The organism is Thermodesulfobacteriota bacterium, from assembly GCA_040754335.1.
Classification (GTDB): domain Bacteria; phylum Desulfobacterota_D; class UBA1144; order Nemesobacterales; family UBA2774; genus 2-12-FULL-53-21.
Map to the genome: position 1 here is coordinate 1 of JBFMCV010000007.1, position 16,897 is coordinate 16,897.

At 53.1% G+C, this 16,897-nt stretch carries 12 protein-coding genes and 2 tRNA genes; 7 read left to right on the forward strand and 7 right to left on the reverse strand.

Annotated elements, in window-relative coordinates; all coding sequences use genetic code 11:
* Positions 1-987: 987 nt before the first annotated feature.
* From rplT to AB1598_13320, 6 genes are all read right to left on the reverse strand, one after another.
* Entirely contained in the window at positions 988-1,341 is a 354-nt protein-coding gene (gene rplT, locus AB1598_13295) for a 50S ribosomal protein L20 (protein MEW6145981.1), read from the reverse strand.
* Between the two features lie 60 nt (positions 1,342-1,401).
* Entirely contained in the window at positions 1,402-1,605 is a 204-nt protein-coding gene (gene rpmI / locus AB1598_13300) for a 50S ribosomal protein L35 (protein MEW6145982.1), read from the reverse strand.
* Positions 1,586-2,149 (reverse strand): translation initiation factor IF-3, encoded by a 564-nt coding sequence (infC, locus tag AB1598_13305; protein MEW6145983.1) that lies wholly within the window; start codon positions 2,147-2,149, stop codon positions 1,586-1,588. The genes rpmI and infC overlap by 20 nt, the downstream gene beginning before the upstream one ends.
* The gene (thrS, locus tag AB1598_13310; protein MEW6145984.1) at positions 2,146-4,080 is read right to left on the reverse strand and encodes a threonine--tRNA ligase; all 1,935 of its coding nucleotides are present in this window, start codon (positions 4,078-4,080) and stop codon (positions 2,146-2,148) included. Before thrS ends, infC begins: the two co-directional genes overlap by 4 nt.
* A 16-nt stretch (positions 4,081-4,096) precedes the next feature.
* A tRNA-Val gene (locus tag AB1598_13315) sits at positions 4,097-4,171 on the reverse strand.
* Positions 4,172-4,349: 178 nt separating this feature from the next.
* Positions 4,350-5,234 carry a glycosyltransferase family 10 gene (locus tag AB1598_13320; GenBank protein MEW6145985.1) on the reverse strand — a complete coding sequence of 295 codons (885 nt, stop codon included), beginning with the start codon at positions 5,232-5,234 and terminating at the stop codon, positions 4,350-4,352.
* 713 nt (positions 5,235-5,947) lie between these two features.
* Here AB1598_13320 and AB1598_13325 point away from each other — a divergent pair.
* The 3 genes from AB1598_13325 to AB1598_13335 all read left to right on the forward strand — a co-directional run bounded on the left by AB1598_13325 (position 5,948) and on the right by AB1598_13335 (position 9,087).
* Positions 5,948-6,021: transfer RNA gene (locus AB1598_13325), tRNA-Gln, on the forward strand.
* 68 nt (positions 6,022-6,089) lie between these two features.
* Positions 6,090-8,225: a UvrD-helicase domain-containing protein gene (locus tag AB1598_13330; protein MEW6145986.1), complete on the forward strand. Its 2,136-nt coding sequence runs from the start codon at positions 6,090-6,092 to the stop codon at positions 8,223-8,225.
* Between the two features lie 574 nt (positions 8,226-8,799).
* Positions 8,800-9,087 carry a DUF2103 domain-containing protein gene (locus AB1598_13335; protein MEW6145987.1) on the forward strand — a complete coding sequence of 96 codons (288 nt, stop codon included), beginning with the start codon at positions 8,800-8,802 and terminating at the stop codon, positions 9,085-9,087.
* A gap of 3 nt (positions 9,088-9,090) precedes the next feature.
* Here the strand turns inward: AB1598_13335 and dnaE are convergent, their stop codons facing one another.
* A complete protein-coding gene (dnaE, locus tag AB1598_13340) occupies positions 9,091-12,531 on the reverse strand; it encodes a DNA polymerase III subunit alpha (protein MEW6145988.1) in 3,441 nt (1,146 codons plus the stop codon).
* Between the two features lie 299 nt (positions 12,532-12,830).
* On the opposite strand from dnaE, the gene ftsY reads away from it, so the two are divergent.
* The 4 genes from ftsY to rsfS are packed head-to-tail and all read left to right on the forward strand — an operon-like array spanning position 12,831 to position 16,480.
* Positions 12,831-14,213: a signal recognition particle-docking protein FtsY gene (gene ftsY / locus AB1598_13345; GenBank protein ID MEW6145989.1), complete on the forward strand. Its 1,383-nt coding sequence runs from the start codon at positions 12,831-12,833 to the stop codon at positions 14,211-14,213.
* A 44-nt stretch (positions 14,214-14,257) separates the two neighbouring features.
* Complete coding sequence (ribD, locus tag AB1598_13350) at positions 14,258-15,370, forward strand: bifunctional diaminohydroxyphosphoribosylaminopyrimidine deaminase/5-amino-6-(5-phosphoribosylamino)uracil reductase RibD (protein MEW6145990.1); 1,113 nt, start codon at positions 14,258-14,260, stop codon at positions 15,368-15,370.
* Between the two features lie 34 nt (positions 15,371-15,404).
* A complete protein-coding gene (gene nadD / locus AB1598_13355) occupies positions 15,405-16,085 on the forward strand; it encodes a nicotinate-nucleotide adenylyltransferase (protein ID MEW6145991.1) in 681 nt (226 codons plus the stop codon).
* Between the two features lie 23 nt (positions 16,086-16,108).
* Positions 16,109-16,480 (forward strand): ribosome silencing factor, encoded by a 372-nt coding sequence (gene rsfS, locus AB1598_13360; GenBank protein ID MEW6145992.1) that lies wholly within the window; start codon positions 16,109-16,111, stop codon positions 16,478-16,480.
* Positions 16,481-16,897: the final 417 nt, after the last annotated feature.

The following is a 16,897-nucleotide window of genomic DNA, read 5'->3' on the forward strand; positions in this document are numbered from 1 at the left end:
ACTAATCTGAACTCCCGGTTTTAAAACCTTAGGATGACACGAGTATCTCTCCGCTCCCGTATTATAGCTTCTTGATATTTTATACAATTTAATCCGTTGTTTTTAAGATACAAGATACAAGGATGACTACAAGTGGATTCCCGATCGGTGTCGGGAATGACAGAAAAGATGAGATTGCCGCGGTCACGGTATTCACCCGGCATGGCACCGGATAACTTTCTTCGTTGCAATCAGCCAACAGCGACCGGTTCTTGTATTTTGGCTTCTTTCGTGACGGTGCAGAGAGAAAATAAGGTCCTCGTACTCAACCATCAGAGACCAATTCTTCACTTGCTCAGAATTGTTGTTCAGAACCGTTCCCTCGCAAAGACAATAATATGCCATTCGACAAGCTTCCGGCTACGTCGAGACTTCGACGGACGAGCATCCGACTTCGCCCTTCAGGTTACGACGGACAGGGGGACAGACGGGGATTGAATGATTTAAAATCCACCCTAACCCTCCTTTACAAAGGAGGGAATTAAAGGAATCGCGGCTGGAAGCCGCTCCTACAGCCAGGATGCAAGATACAGGATTAAAGAAGTGGATTCCTGATCGGTTCCTGCCCTGAACCATGTCCCGTACTTGATACGAGATCAATTCAGGGTCGGGAATGACAAAAAAGAAAATCCTCCATAACCTATTTTGGCTTAGGCAACGACGACGCGGAAGATAATTTACTCATCCGCCTTTGTTGGTATGGCGTCCGGTTCTTGCACACGCTCAGAACCGTTCTTTTTCTAAGGAGGGAATTAACTGCGAACGGCGAGATTGCCGCGCTGCTTCGCAGCTCGCAAAGACAAGAATAAAGAGGCACACCCCCCACCCTTACCCTCCCCCTCCCATGAGGGGGAGGGAATTTATATAAGAACACGGCCCGCATTCGGTGTGAATGCGGGCCGCGTATATTTATCTATTATTGTGGGTATGAAAAAAGGAAATGCTCGGCTAATTCAATCCGGATTTGGCGGCGTCGACGACGGCCTTGAAGCTCTCGGGCTCCCTTATGGCCATCTCCGACAGGGTCTTTCTGTCGAGCTCGATGCCGGCCTTCTTTAGCGAGCCCATGAAGGCGCTGTATGAAAGACCGTAAGGCCTTACGGCTGCGTTGATCCTGGTGATCCAGAGTTTCCTGAAGTCCCTCTTCTTGAGCCGCCTGTGCCTGAAGGCATACGCCATGGCGCGGATTACAGTCTCCTTCGCCCTCCTGATGTTGCTCTTCCTCCGTCCCCAGAACCCCTTCGCGAGCTTAAGGACTCTCTTTCTCCTCTTTCTCGAAGCTACCCCTCTTTTTATTCTCATCTTTATCTCCCGTCTTTTATACAGTCAGCCGGTTCGACCCGGACTTGCTATAACGATATCTTATTTATAAGGGATATAGGACCTGATCCTCCTGGCCTCTGCTCCCTCTTCGATCTTGGCTGAGCCGAGCCTCCTCATTCGCTTCCTGCCCTTCTTCGCATTTGAATGACTCTTGCCGCCGCTCGACCTCTTTATCTTGCCGCTTCCGGTTACACTGAACCTCTTGGCGGCGCTCCTGTTCGTCTTAACCTTCTGTTTTGGCATTTTCCCTCCCGGCTTGCGTACTTTTCTTGGGCGATATGACCATAATGAGGTTTTTCCCCTCGAGCTTGGGCGGCATGTCTACGCCGCCGATATCGGACACCCTCTCGATTATCCTGTTAGCGAGCACCCTTCCCAGCTCGGGATGGACAATTTCCCTGCCCCTGAAAAATATCCTTATCTTCGTTTTGTTATCGTCCTCTAAAAACTCCCTGATTCGGTTTATCTTGACGTCGAGGTCGTGATCGCCTATATTGGGGCGGAATTTCAATTCCTTGATCGTCTGCGTTTTCTGTCTCTTTGCGGTCGCCTGCTTTTTGAGCTCGTATTTGTACTTCCCGTAATCCATCAGCCTGCATACCGGCGGATTCGCGTTCGGAGCGACCTCGACCAGGTCGACGCCCCTTTCTTCAGACATCTGGAGCGCTTCCCGGATCGGAACCACGCCAAGCTGCTCCCCGGTATCGGAAATCAATCTGACTTCCCGCGCTTTAATCCTCTGATTAATCCGGACTTCAGCCTCTTTTGCTTTAAACCCTTTAGCTATTGCCGTTCAACCTCCCTCCATGTCTCGGGATCAAGCTCAACCGCTATGCTGTGAAGAAACTCTTCTATCGTCATCGGAGGCAGGTTCTTTCCCCCGAGCTTCCTCGGGGCCACTGTCCCGGATTCCGCCTCGTTTTTTCCGACTACCAGGAGATACGGAATCTTCGCGAGCTGCGCCTCTCTGACCTTGAGTCCCAGTTTTTCGTTCCTCTTATCGTTCTCGACCCTTATCCTGCTCGCCCGGAGCTTCCGGTTAAGCTCGTCCGCATAAGCCGACTGCTCGTCGCCTACAGTAGCAATACGCACCTGCACGGGACTAAGCCAGAGCGGGAAAGCCCCACCGTAATGCTCTATCAACACTCCGAAAAACCTTTCCATAGAACCGAAGATAGCGCGGTGGATCATAATGGGCTGATGACGCGCGTTATCTTCCCCGACGTAGGTCATATCGAACCTTTCGGGAAGGTTAAAATCTACCTGAACTGTCGAGCACTGCCAAGCTCTGCCTAAAACGTCCTTGATCTTGAGGTCTATCTTGGGCCCGTAGAAAGCCCCCCCGCCCTCGTCGACCTCGTATTTGAGACCTTTCTTGTCGAGAGAGCGCCTGAGGGCTTCGGTAGCCCTGTCCCAGCCTTCAATATTGCCGACGTATTTCTCGGGCCTGGTAGAAAGGAACACCTCGTAATCGTCGAAGCCGAACGTCTTGAGAAAAAGTATAGTCAGGTCGAGGACGCCCAGGACCTCGTCCTCCATCTGGTCGGGCCTGCAGAATATGTGGGCGTCGTCCTGGGAAAAACCCCTCACCCTCATGAGCCCGTGGAGCACTCCCGAGCGCTCGTAGCGGTAGACGGTCCCTATCTCGGCCCATCTGAGCGGAAGGTCCCTGTAGCTCCTTATCCCCGTTTTATAGATCATGATATGAAAAGGGCAGTTCATCGGCTTTATCTGGAACTCGGTATTCTCAACCTCCATGCGGGGATACATGTTCTCGTTATAGAACTCGAGGTGTCCGCTAGTCTTCCAGAGGTCGATTTTGGCTATGTGCGGGGTGTAGAGGAGCTCGTAGTCGTAGCGCTCGTGCTGGTCGCGCCAGAAGTCCTCGATGACGCGTCTTATGCGGGAGCCCTTGGGATGCCAGAGCACGAGCCCTGCCCCGGTTTCTTCCTGTATGGAGAAAAGGTCGAGCTCCTTGCCGACCTTTCTGTGGTCGCGCTTCCGGGCCTCCTCGAGCTTGTCGAGATATTCCTTGAGCGCCTTTCTGTCCCAGAAAGCGGTGCCGTAAATACGCTGGAGCATGGGGTTCTTCTCGTCCCCGCGCCAGTATGCCCCAGCGATGCTGAGGAGCTTGAACGCCTTGACGTAATCGGTCGAAGGCGCGTGGGGGCCACGGCAGAGGTCGTGCCAGCCGCCCTGCTCGTATATCGTTATCTGCTGGTCGGGAGGGAGGTCGTTCACTATCTCGACCTTGTATTTCTCTCCCTCCGACCTGAATATGTCGATCGCTTTTTCCCTGGATACTTTTTTCCTCACGAGGGGCTTTTTCTGCTCGACTATCTCCCTCATCTTCTCCTCGATCTTCTCGAGGTCTTCGGGAGTGAAGCCTTTAGGGTACTCGAAATCGTAGTAGAACCCGTTCTCTATCACCGGGCCGATCGTGACCTTCGCCTCGGGGAAGAGGGACTGAACGGCTTCGGCCATAACGTGAGCCGCCGTGTGCCTTATGAGCGTGAGGCCTTCCTCGGAGCCTGCTTTTACGGGCTCAAGCTCGGAATCGGAATATATCTCGTGCCAGAAGTCGACGAGCGTGCCGTTTACCCTGGCGCCTATGGCACCGTTCCGGATTCCGATAGTCTCAATGATTTCCCCAACGGTCGTGCCTTCGGGAAAGGTTCTTTCCGCCCCGTCGGGAAGGTTTATGTGCACTTCTTTCATATATTCCGGTTACACATGGTGAGCACGGCAGGATTTGAACCTGCGACCTCTTGCGTGTCAAGCAAGCGCTCTCCCCCTGAGCTACGCGCTCGAAAAATTATCAGAACCCTTAATTTTCTTACATAAAATAATAGCTGTCAAGATTCAGGACTGCCATTCTCCTTATTAACCGTTAAAATTTACTCGAAAAAGCGCCTATAAACTTTCCCGTTCGTTTACACCTATGACGGAGGCCCGGCAAGGTTTATCCCGCGAATCCCTGAAGCCTGTTAGGTCAATTCCTCGACCTTCCTGCAGAGCCTGACGAACGGATGGATCTTCTTGACCTCGATCAGTTCATTGAATTCCGGCAGGAACGGCTTTTTCTTCCATTCGAAGTAGCTATTGTACAATGCTTCGTCGCTTGAGACCTCGAGAATATAACGTGCGAGGGACTCGGGGTCAGCCCAATCGGCGGTGTTGATAAAGCAGTTCTCACCCGGAGCGTAATCGGAGATATTGGGAGCGCCCAAGTAAACGGGCACTGAGCCCATGATCAACGGGTCGTAGAATTTCTCGGTCACATAGTCGGGCGCGATTGCGTTCTCAAAGGCTATCGTAAACTTATACCCGGAAATCGTATCCAATTTGAACCGGTGCCCGTAGTCGTCCCGGGACGGCATGTTCGGAATCATACGCCCGTAGGAATGGACATCGAGAACCTTCATCATCCTTATCAGATACTGGAGCCTCCCGCTTTTGTTAACATGGCTCGATATGAAGGCGTTCACGATTTTCCCCGGCTCCTTTTCCGGGACTGGCTTACGTGCATGCTCCGTGAAGTCAGGCGGAACGTACGGGGAAAGAATATCCGCTCCACTGCGATGGGACATGGTCAAATCGAAGCGGCTCATAAAACCGGGATCGTTCAAGTGAGGGTAATGAGCTTCGCATTCCACATACCAGGCGACCCAGACCTGTCCGTTCTTTTTACTGATCCCGCCGTCCGTAAACAGGGCAGGCGGGAGCGTAGGCAGATGGAATACTACCGCGGCAGCCTCGTCCATGAGACTCCTGTCCATGGTAATGGCGTATCCCTCCGGAAGCTCGTTCTCCGGGTAAACGAGGGGATCATGCCACATACGATTGTAAAAGAGTATTATTTTCCGGTCCATCCGCCAAAGCCCGCGTTTTAGTGATTATTCTATGATATTCACGGTTCTGTGTCTATGCACTCTCGCAGGGGAGAGGGGATGAAAGATGAAAAGCGAGATTCCTGCGGCTCCGGCTTCGTAATTAAACTACGCCGGGACAAGCTGCATGAAAGGACTTAAGCTTTCTACTTTTGAGAGATCAAAAGTAGCAAAAATCTTTTGGGGACTACGGGAAGTTTGCTAAAAATCTTGTGTTTAAGCGAAAATCTTTCGAATGGGAGGCTGAAAGATTTTTACGCTTAAACACGCGATTTTCTTGACGCAAATCCCGTAATGTCCCTGTTGCCCGCTGTTTTCACAGCGGGCAATATTGGTGTCGCGCAGGCGATGTGTCAGCAGGAAATATCGGAGCCAAGAAAATTACATGCTAGCATTCAGGAGAGAGCAATCGATTTATTTGGCTTCAAGGTATTATCCCGGGAGCATGAGCATTTATGTATTCATCCAAATACAACTCTTGCTCGAAACCGTTACTCGATCGGAATTGTTTTTGAATGTCGGGAAAGGATTTCTTAGTTGATTGAACACTAGGGTAACCCCACCCACCCGAACCCTCCCCCACTTAAAAAGGGGGGAGGGAAATAATAAAGCTGATGGCGAACATAGGGGGTGCGGTGTCGGCTCGATTTCATTGATATAACAGTCAAGTCTTGGTAACATTACCGGGTGGCCGTTGGGGCGTCGTCTAACGGTAGGACTCAGGCCTTTGGAGCCTGCTGTGGTGGTTCGAGTCCACCCGCCCCAGCCAGTGAAGCGGAATTGCTCCATATTTCATTCTCACAGTGAACTCAGATGACATCCGGAAATACAGATAAATTGAACCCGTCCCAGGCGGAAGCCGTCACTCACGCTGGCGGGCCCGTGCTCGTGCTCGCAGGCGCGGGTTCGGGGAAGACGAGGATAATCACGGAGAGGATCGCCTATTTAATAAGGGAAAGAGGCGAGAACCCTTCGAATATACTTGCCGTCACTTTCACGAACAAAGCGGCGAACGAGATGAAGGAAAGGCTCAACCGCCTTATCGGGCCAGCCGTGAAGGGCATCTGGTTAGGCACGTTCCACTCGATCTGTCTCAGGATACTGAAGCGGGAGATAAAACATCTCGACGGGTTCAGGCAGGACTTCATCATTTACGACGACGGCGACCAGCTGAAGCTGATCAAGGCCTGCATGGAGCGGCTCAACATCGGCGAGAAAGAGCTCGACCCGAAGTCGGTGAGGTCGAAGATAGACAGGGCGAAGAACAGAGGGCTCGACCCGGACGAGGCCGGGAGGGAAGCCTACGACGAGAGGATCTCGAAAATCTACGGCCTTTACGAAGAGGAGCTCAGGAAGCTGAACGCGGTCGATTTCGGGGACCTCCTCTATTTAACCGTAAGGCTCTTTAAGGAAAAACCGGACGTCCTGCGCCATTACCAGGAAACGTTCCGCCACATACTCGTCGACGAATACCAGGATACGAACCAGATGCAGTACAAGCTGGTCGAGCTCCTTTCGAGGAAACACAGGAACATATTCGTCGTGGGGGACGACAACCAGTCGATCTACGGCTGGCGGGGGGCGGATATAACGAACATACTCAACTTCGAGAGGGATTTCCCTGATTCCAGGATTATTAAGCTCGAAAAGAACTACAGGTCGACAAAGACAATACTCAACGCCGCCAACGGGCTCATACGGAAGAACGCGAACAGGCACGACAAGAACCTCTGGACGGACAACCCGGAAGGGGAGAAGCTCCGGCACTATGCGGCTTACGACGACAGGGACGAGGCGAGATACGTCGTAGCGGAGATCGAGTCTCTGGTGAGGAATCGCGGACGCTCGTACAGGGACGCGGCGGTCCTATACAGGACAAACAACCAGTCGAGGACCATAGAGGACGAGCTCGTGAGGAAGGGTATCCCTTACGTGATAGTCGGGGGGATCGGGTTTTACGAGAGGGCCGAGATAAAGGACGTCATGGCGTATCTCAGGGTTATTGCGAACCCGCTCGACGACCTGAGCCTGAGACGTATCGTCAACGTCCCCCCGCGCGGGATCGGGAAAGGGACGGTGGAGAGACTGGACGAGCTCTCGAAAAGCAAGGGCATATCCCTCATGGATGCAATGCGGAAGGCGCTCGACGATAACCTGCTGCCCGCGAGGGCTGCCCTTAGCCTGGGCAAGTTCCTCCGCATGATGGAACGGCTCATCGGGTACGGCGAGAAGTACGAGATAGGTAAGCTCCTCGACCTGGTGCTGCAAGAGACGGGATACCTGGACTTGCTCGAAAGGGAAGAGGAGAGGAGGGAGAACGTCGGCGAGATACTTAACCTCGCCGCGGAATTCGAGAAGGAGTCGGGTAAGGCCTTCCTCCGCGACTTCCTCGATACCCTCACGCTAGCGAGCGACGTCGACAGCTACGACGAGAAAGACGACCGCGTCGCGCTCATGACGCTCCACTCGGCGAAGGGGCTCGAGTTCCCGTTCGCGTTCATAATCGGGCTCGAAGAGAACCTCATACCGCATTTCAATTCCGCGAAGGAAGGACAGGTGGAGGAAGAGCGGAGGCTATTTTACGTGGGGCTCACGAGGGCGAAGGAGAAGGTACACCTCACGAGCGCGGCGAGGAGGAGGGTGTTCGGGAAGGAGGAGAGACCCGCGCCTTCGAGGTTCCTGAGCGACCTGCCCAAAGAGCTCGTCGAATGGAATTACTCCTACGTCGCTTCGTACGGAGATTATTCCGGGCGCGAGTATGATACGGACAAGAGAGAACGCACCGCGTTACCGAAAAAGAACCCTGGCGCAGAGAACGGGAGCAGGTATAAGGTGGGGCAGAGGATAGAGCACCCGTCTTTCGGGCAGGGGACGATAAAGAGGGTGGAGGGGACTGGGGATGATGCGAAAGTTACAGTATCGTTCCAGCGGTACGGGATCAAGAAGATTATTGCGAGTTATCTGGAGGGGTAGCTGAGCATGTTGCCGCGGGATGCAGCTACTGCGGACATGAGAAAGGATAAAGGATGAGATTCTGAATATTATGGTTTGTTTAACAAATTTGCTGTGAATAATTCCGTTTTTGGATTCGGCCATGAACGTCCGTTTCTTGCTGGTTTGGCTTCTGTTGCTACAGTACGGAGAAATATTGGGTTCGAGCACTCAACCACTAGAGACCAATTCCTCACTTGCTCGGAATTGTTGCTCAGAAACGCAGTTCAGAATGACAATAAAGAAAGAATAAAAACAAATCCACCCTAGCCCTCCTTTACGAAAGGAGGGAATAAATAGAAAAAAACAGAAGATAGATTTATCGCTATTAGAATTTGATAAAGCGACGTCACAAGTATTAATTAACATCGTGTTTCATAAGCAGAGGCGTCCAGTTCTTGCACTAGTTCAGAACTGTGGCTCGAAATGACAAAGTAGGGTTGGTCGTCGGATAATCGTAGCTGGTAGCCGCTCCTACAGATGGATGCAGGACGAGATTTACGCACAGAGAATTAGGAAGAGTGAGAAGACCGTTGTATATTTACCGCAAGGTTATATGAAGCACAGGAAGAATAAGATAAAGCGGCAGCACAGCATAATCAAAGGGCTCGGGAGCTTTCTCGAAACTTATGTCTCGCCTCTCGAGCACGTGGAGTCGATAATCCCCGGAGAGATAAAGGTAGGCAAAAAACCGGGAGAGAACCTCAAAGTCCGATACAAGTACAGCACCGTCAGCGGGGCGAAGCTGATAGCGAGGAGCGGGACTTCGGTGCAGGAGGTATTCGTCGTGACGAGCGACCCGGAGGGGCTCAAAGAGGTAATCGAAGACGCGCAGGAGGACTGAGCGTCAGACAAGCCTGAGGCAGTTCCTTCCAAGAAGATTCTCGACGTCCTGTATAAAATCGTCCCTGACATCCACCCTCACGTCGCCAACCTCTATGACGGCCTCACCGTCGTCTGTGGCTATGTGTATGTGGATGAGTGAATCGCCGGGGTAGCTCGTGAATATTTCCCTCAAATGGATGAAGCTGTCCCTGCCGGACTTTTCGCTGCCGAGACTGATGTGGACAGTGGAGCCGTTCCGGAGCGCCTTAATAGGCAGTATATCCGTAGCCCTCATCTTTACCCTGTCCTCGCCGGGCTCGAGTACGCCCTTCACTATGACGGGCTCTATCTTGTCCTCGAGCAGCGGGAGCGATTTCCTCAAGAGGTCGTTGAATATGACTACCTCGACAGAGCCTTTGAGATCCTCGAGCACCATGTTGCCGAATATGCCCGAGCCGCTCTTGGTATGTTTCACGGTGAGAGAGCGGACAATGCCCGCGACGGAAACGTCGCGCCTCTCCTTGAGCTCGGCAAGGGCCTCAGTATCGGTGTTTTCCATCGACCTCGTAATTTCGGACGCGTATTTCGACATCGGGTGGCTCGTGACGTAGAAACCCAGCACATCCATCTCGTTTCTCAGCACCTCCTTCTCGTCCCACTCCTCCGTTTCCGCCAGACGCGGCAGTGAAACCGAGTCGTTCATGGCGAAGAGGGAATGCTGGCCTTCGACGGAGCTCTTCTGCTTGAGCGACGTGTAGTTGAGGAGCGTATCGAGTGACTCCATCAGCGTCGCCCTGTCTACGGAGAGGGAATCGAAGGCGCCGCTCTTGACTAGGCTCTCGAAGGTCCTCCTGTTGAGCTTCCTCGCCTCGACGTGCTCGCAGAAATCGAAGATCGAATCAAACTTCCCGTTCTCCCGCCTGGCCTTTATAATCGCCTCGACCGTCCCCTCGCCTACGTTCTTTATCGCCGAGAGGCCGAACCTGATGGTGCCTTTCGATGCGGTGAAGCCCGCCAGGCTCTCGTTCACGTCGGGCGCGAGCACGGGAATCCCCATCTGCTTGCACTCGGTGATGCTCGATATGACTTTATCGGTGTTGCTCGCTTCCACAGACATGAGCGCCGCCATGAATTCGGCCGGGTAGTGGGTTTTCAAATAAGCGGTCTGATACGTGATCAGCGCGTAGGCGGCGCTGTGGCTCTTGTTGAAAGAGTACTCGGCGAACTTCTCCATGGCGTCGAATATCTCTTTGGCTTTTTTATCCTTTATGCCCTTTTGTTTCGCGCCTTCGAGGAACCTGTCCCTCTGGGCTTTCATCTCCTCGGGTTTTTTCTTGCCCATCGCGCGCCTGAGAAGGTCCGCCTCGCCGAGGCTGTAATCGGCGACGACGCTCGCTATGCTCATTATCTGCTCCTGGTACACGAAGAGCCCGTACGTGTCGCGGAGGATGTCCTGGAGCTCGGGGAGCGGGTACTGAATCTTGCGCTTTCCATGCTTGCGCTCTATGTATTCGTCGACCATGCCGCTGTCGAGCGGGCCGGGCCTGTAAAGCGCGAGAACGGCTATTATGTCCTCGAACCCGGTGGGCTGAAGGTTTATCATCAGCTCTTTCATGCCCGACGATTCTATCTGGAATATGCCGCGCGTCCTGCCGCTCGAAAGGAGAGCGTAGACTTCAGGGTCGTCGAGGGGGATTTTATTAATGTCGAGATCGAACTCCTCTCCGTTCCCGTGGTTCTCCTTGATAAGCTCGAGCGCCTTGTTTATCACAGTGAGGGTCTTGAGTCCCAGGAAATCGAACTTGACGAAGCCCAGCTCTTCTATCGAGTTCATGTCGAACTGCGTGACGATTTCATTCCTCGAGCCTTTGCAGAGCGGGATGTGGTCCGCGAGCGGCTCGTTCGCAATCACGATGCCCGCCGCATGGGTTGATGAGTGCCTGACCATGTCCTCGAGCGGTCTGGCGAGCTCTATCATCTCCTTGAGCGCGGGGGAGTCCTCTATGAGCTTCTTGAGCTCGGCGACGCTCTCGATCGCCTTGTCTATGCTGAACACTTTTCCCCTGAAGGACGGTATAAGCTTGGTAACCCTGTCGACGTCCGCGTACGGGATGCCCATGACCCTGCCGACGTCCTTCACCACGGCCTTCGCGGACATGGTGCCGAAAGTGCCTATCTGCGCGACCTTGTCGGCCCCGTATTTTTCCGTGACGTATCTTATTACCTCGTCTCTGCCCTCCCCGCAGAAGTCTATGTCTATATCGGGCATGCTGACGCGCTCGGGGTTGAGGAACCTCTCGAAGATAAGGTTATAAGGGATGGGGTCGATCTCCGTGATACCCAGCGCGTATGCGACGAGGCTCCCCGCCGCGCTGCCCCTTCCGGGGCCTACGGGAATGCCGTTTGACTTAGCGTAGTTTATGAAATCCGCGACGACGAGGAAGTAGCCCGAGAAACCCATCTTCTGGATAATCTCGATCTCGCTCTCGAGCCTGTTCTTATAGTCCTCATGTTTTTCGGAGGGGATCGCGTTCTCTTTAAGCCTCCCCTCGAGCTTTTCCCTGGCGAGCTCCGCAAGGTACTCGTCGAGCGATTTGCCCCCTTCCGCTTCAAATACGGGCAGCTTGTAGCCGTTCCTCTCGAACTCGAAATTGCACCTCTTGGCAATCTCGGACGTCATCCTTATCGCGTCCTCGAACCCTTCGAGGTCTTTCATCATCTCGCCTTCGGGCTTGAGATAATACTGGTCGCCCTGGAACCTGAATCTGTTCTCGTCATTGAGCGACGACCCAGTTTGTATGCAGAGGAGCGCGTCGTGGGGGCGGGAGTCCTCGCGTCTGAGGAAATGACAGTCGTTCGTTGCCACGATCGGGATGCCGAGCTTCTCTCCTATCTCCCTTACCTTTTTGTTGACCCTCTTCTGTTCCGGAAGACCGGTAGCCTGAACCTCGAGGTAGTACCTGTCTCCGAACATTTCCCTGTACATAGCGGCGACATTCAAAGCCGCTTTCATGTCCTTATTGAATATCGCCTTGGCGAGCTCGCTGTTGAGGCACCCGCTCAATACGATGAGCCCCTCGTTGTGCGCGCTGAGGAGCTCGTGGTCGACCCTGGGCCTCCTGTAAAACCCGTCGAAGTAGGCCTTCGTCACGAGCCTCGAAAGGTTCTGATACCCGGTCCTGTTCATGGACAAGACTGTCAGGTGATGGGTCTTGCCTTCGGACGGGTTATCGGGGTTGATTTTTGGGGTAACGTAAAGCTCGCATCCTATGATGGGCTTTATACCCGATTCTTTCGCTTTTTTGTAAAATTCGTACGCGCCGAAGAGGTTGCCGTGGTCTGTCAGAGCGACGGCATCCATACCGAATTCCTTTGCGAGGGGGAAGAGATCCTCGAACTTTATAGCGCCGTCTAGCAGTGAATATTGGGAATGGAGGTGAAGATGGACGAATCCGTCTGACATCGATTTTTATTATATCCGTGAAGACTCGCGCAGTTCAAGAGTTTATAAAACATCATTTGTTTCATGCGGGTTACATGAGCCGAAAATCAATCGATATCTTGATTGAAATTATGGGGAGCGTATATTGAAAAGAATCAGCAGAAAAGTATATTAACCGCTGTTTATCAAACAACGTATTAAACGATTCCCGTTAGTTATGTTATCCTAATCTGCTCAATAAGTATAATACTTTAGTATTACCGGATAACTGATAGAGTTATATCCGTATCTCTTTTGAGAGCAAGGAGGCTTTACACATAATGCACGATATTTTAGCAGTGTTGAATACTATCCCGAGCCCGTATTCGGATCTCGTAGCCGTAGGCGTACTATTTTTAGCGCTCGTGCTCTTATCGCTCGTAATCGCATTTCTTTTCGAACAGAAACCGAAAAAGGAAGCCGTAAAACCCGAAGCGGAAAAGCCCGCCGAGATCGAGGCTGAGAAGCCGCAGCAGATCCAGGCTCCCGACCTCGAGGTGTTTAAAGCGCCTCCTTCCCTGGAGACGACTCCCTCGGCGTTCGAAGCACCGGCAGAGCCCGTGGAAATAAAGCAGATGCGGGAGCCTGAAAAAACGATTCCCGAAGTTGTAATCACCGAAGAAGCAGCGGAGGTAGAAACCTTCGAGGAGCCCGAAGCCGAAGTAGAAACAGAAGTAACCGCCGCGGAAGCGGCTATCGAAGAAGCGCCCGTCGAAGAGCCCGAGGAGACGAAGGAAGGGCTTTTCGCGAGGTTGAGAAAGGGCCTCTCCAAAACACATACGGGGCTCTTCGGAAGGCTCGGAGAGGTGCTGTCCAAAAAAGAGATAGACGAAAGCGTATGGGACGATTTCGAGGAAACGCTCATCATGGCGGATATAGGCGTCGGGACGACGATGAAGCTCAGGGAGAGGATAGGGGCGAGTCTTCAGAAAAGATCGCTCCGAGACGCGGACGCCGTGACCGGAGCGCTCAAGGAAGAGATACTGAATATACTGAAAAAAGCGGAGGGAAGCCCGATACGCGTGACCGCTAAGCCCTGCGTGATAATGATCGCCGGGGTGAACGGGGTCGGAAAAACGACAACTATAGGGAAGCTCGCGAACAGGCTCAAAAAGGAGGACCTGAGCGTGATGGTCGCGGCCGGCGATACGTTCAGGGCAGCCGCAACCGAGCAGCTCGAAATCTGGTCGAAGCGTGTCGGCTCCGACTTTATCAAGGGGCCGGGCGGGGCTGACCCTTCAGCAGTGGCGTTCGACGCCGTGAAAGCGGCCTCGGCCCGAGGGACAGACGTGCTCATCATAGACACCGCCGGGAGGCTCCACACGAAAGGGAACCTCATGGACGAGATAAAGAAAATGAAGAGGGTGATCTCGCGCGAGCTCGCCGAGGCGCCTCACGAGACGCTCCTCGTGCTGGACGCTACGACGGGACAGAACGCCATACAGCAGGCGAAGATGTTCAACGAAGCTCTCGATATTACGGGCATTGTGCTCACGAAGCTCGACGGCACCGCCAAGGGCGGGGTGATAGTGGCGATAGCCGACGAGCTCAATATCCCGGTCAAATACATAGGTATAGGAGAGAGCCTGTCGGACCTCCGTGAATTCAACGCGGAGGAATTCGTCGAAGCCCTCTTTTATTCGGGCGAGGAAACGCTCCATTGACAAACCCCGCCGCTATATAATATGAATCAGTAAGCGTAACAGGCATGAAGAAGGAACCGCACGAAAAATACATGTCTCTGGCAATTAGCCTCGCGAAGAGGGCGGAGGGCATGACGAGTCCCAACCCTCTGGTGGGGGCAGTGCTCGTGAATAAAGGGGAGATCATAGGGAAGGGGTACCACAGGAAGGCGGGGCTCCCGCACGCCGAGATAGAGGCATTCATCGACGCCGAGAGGAAAGGACAGGCCGTGAGGGGCTCCACGCTATACGTATCGCTCGAGCCCTGCTGCCACAGGGAGAAGAAAACGCCGCCCTGCACGGACGCGATAATAGAAAAGGGCGTGAGGGAGGCAGTCATCGGCGCGCTCGACCCTAACCCAAGGGTGAGCGGAAAAGGGGTAAAAACGCTCATCGACGCGGGCATCCGCGTGAGCTCGGGCATACTCGCGGAAAAAGCCGGGGAGATTAACGAGGCGTTCAACAAATACATAACAACAGGCACTCCGTTAGTAACGCTCAAGCTCGCTGCCACGCTCGACGGGAAGATCGCAACGCACACGGGCGATTCCAAATGGATCGGAAGCGAGACGCAGAGAAAGCTAGGGCACAGATTAAGGAACCTCGCCGACGCCGTAATGGTCGGCACGGGAACCATACTCAAGGACAACCCCAAGTTAAACGTAAGGCTCTCGAAACGGGCGGGAAAACAGCCTGTGCCCGTCGTCCTCGACATGAAGCTGAAGACGCCCGTAAAATCGAACATTTTTTCCGCGCACGAAAACGTGATTATAGTTACGGGGAATACGCACGACCCCGCGAAAAGGAAAAAGCTCGAAGAAGCCGGAGCAAAGATTATCGAAGTGGGGTCGGATAAGGACGGGCACCTCGACCTGAGAGAGGCCGCCCAGGTGCTCGGGAAGAACGAAATAACGAGCCTCCTCATAGAAGGGGGTAGCGCGACCGCTGCTCTCGCGCTAAAGAGCGGTATCGTGGACAAGGTCGTGTTTTTCTATGCGCCCAGGATATTGGGGGCAGAGGGGCTGAGCATGATCGGAAAGCTGGGCATATCCCGAATAAGCGGTTCGCTCAATATAGAAAGGGTAAAAATTACGAAGCTCGGCGATGAATTCATGGCCGAAGGGTACGTATCCAAATAATAAACAATTAGAAATGTTATGATAACACCCGACAATGGCCGGTCAGACTAAAGAAAGAGCGGGACTTTTCGGCGGAACATTCGACCCCGTGCACCTGGGACACCTGCGCGCGGCGGAAGAGATAAGGGAGATGCTCTCTCTAGACAAGGTGTGCTTCATTCCAGCGGCGGTGGCTCCGCATAAAAAGACCGCACACTCCGCCCCGCCGTCGCACAGGCTCGAAATGCTGAAGCTGGCCGTCTCCGACAACCCCTGCTTCGAGGTAAGCGACTACGAGCTAGGCAAGGATACACCGTCGTATACCGTCGAGACACTGAGACATCTGAAAAAAACAAATCCGGGGTCGGAGTACTACTTTATGGTCGGAAACGAGCTCTTCAGGGAGATAGAGACGTGGAGGGAATGGAGAGAGCTGTTCAAGCTCTCTAATTTCGCGGTGATTACGAGACCGGGTTATCCGGACACGGACGAGGCGAAACTCCCGCTTGCCCTCGAAAACGATTTTAGTTATTATAAAATAGAAGACAACGTGATATATTACAAAGATAACAACTCCGGATTAATCGCTTTTTCCAAGATAAAAGGACTTGAGATATCCTCCACTGAAATCAGGCGTTTCGTGAAGTCGGGGAGGTCGATCAAGTACCTCGTCCCTCCATCAGTCGAAGAGTACATACTGCGGAATAACATATACCGCAGGGAGGGTTCCCTATAAACTCCAAGAATAAGGCTCTCCTTATGGCTAATGCGGCATGGGAGAAAAAGGCGGACGATCCCGTGCTCCTCGACGTAAGCTCCACGAGCGACATTACCGATTATTTCCTCATCTGCAGCGCGAATTCGACGAGGGGCGTGAAGACCATCGTGGACAATATAGAAAAGACGCTCGGGGAAGCGGGAGAAAAGATAATCGGGATCGAGGGGTATTCGGAGGGGAACTGGGTGCTCATCGACTCGGCCGACGTGGTCGCGCACGTCTTTTACGAGCCTAACAGGAAATTCTACGATATAGAGAGCCTCTGGATAGACGCCCCCCGCGTAAAGACGTCCTTCAAGGACGAAGTCCAGAAAAAACCGGAATCGTTTCGTGAAATACAGGCGGCAGACTGAGCCGATCGCAGAATTTATTAACCCGACTCAATACAAACAAAAATCAGCTCATTATACCGCCGGGAATTTACAAGTCAGCTAGGTACGTTTATTACCCTGTCTCGTCCATTCTTCGACGAGCTTCCGTCTTCGCTATCCTCCTTCGCTAAAGCTCCCGCCTTCGCGAAGCCCGCTTCGGCGGGCGAAGTAAGGTCGGAGGATAAAAAGCTTCGAGAGACAAACAGTACGAACAGTACTTGTTGGATTGATGAGAGAAAGGTGACACCCTCACCCAAGCCCTGTTTTGGTTTGTGCAAAATTTAGCCTGTAGTCGATGTGATTCTGTGCCCCTGTTCCGGGGCGACCGATTGCGCGCTTGCTTGCAATCATCCCTCAAGGCGGAGGGGAATATATGTGACACAAATTCTGTAATGTCGG

Coding starts and splice junctions, on each gene's coding strand:
- ribD (MEW6145990.1), top strand. CDS start 14,258: ATGAAGAAGGAACCGCACGAAAAATACATGTCTCTGGCAATTAGCCTC.
- nadD (MEW6145991.1), top strand. CDS start 15,405: ATGGCCGGTCAGACTAAAGAAAGAGCGGGACTTTTCGGCGGAACATTC.
- thrS (MEW6145984.1), bottom strand. CDS start 4,080: ATGAAAGAAGTGCACATAAACCTTCCCGACGGGGCGGAAAGAACCTTT.
- AB1598_13335 (MEW6145987.1), top strand. CDS start 8,800: ATGAAGCACAGGAAGAATAAGATAAAGCGGCAGCACAGCATAATCAAA.
- ftsY (MEW6145989.1), top strand. CDS start 12,831: ATGCACGATATTTTAGCAGTGTTGAATACTATCCCGAGCCCGTATTCG.
- AB1598_13320 (MEW6145985.1), bottom strand. CDS start 5,234: ATGGACCGGAAAATAATACTCTTTTACAATCGTATGTGGCATGATCCC.
- dnaE (MEW6145988.1), bottom strand. CDS start 12,531: ATGTCAGACGGATTCGTCCATCTTCACCTCCATTCCCAATATTCACTG.
- rpmI (MEW6145982.1), bottom strand. CDS start 1,605: ATGCCAAAACAGAAGGTTAAGACGAACAGGAGCGCCGCCAAGAGGTTC.
- rplT (MEW6145981.1), bottom strand. CDS start 1,341: ATGAGAATAAAAAGAGGGGTAGCTTCGAGAAAGAGGAGAAAGAGAGTC.
- rsfS (MEW6145992.1), top strand. CDS start 16,109: ATGGCTAATGCGGCATGGGAGAAAAAGGCGGACGATCCCGTGCTCCTC.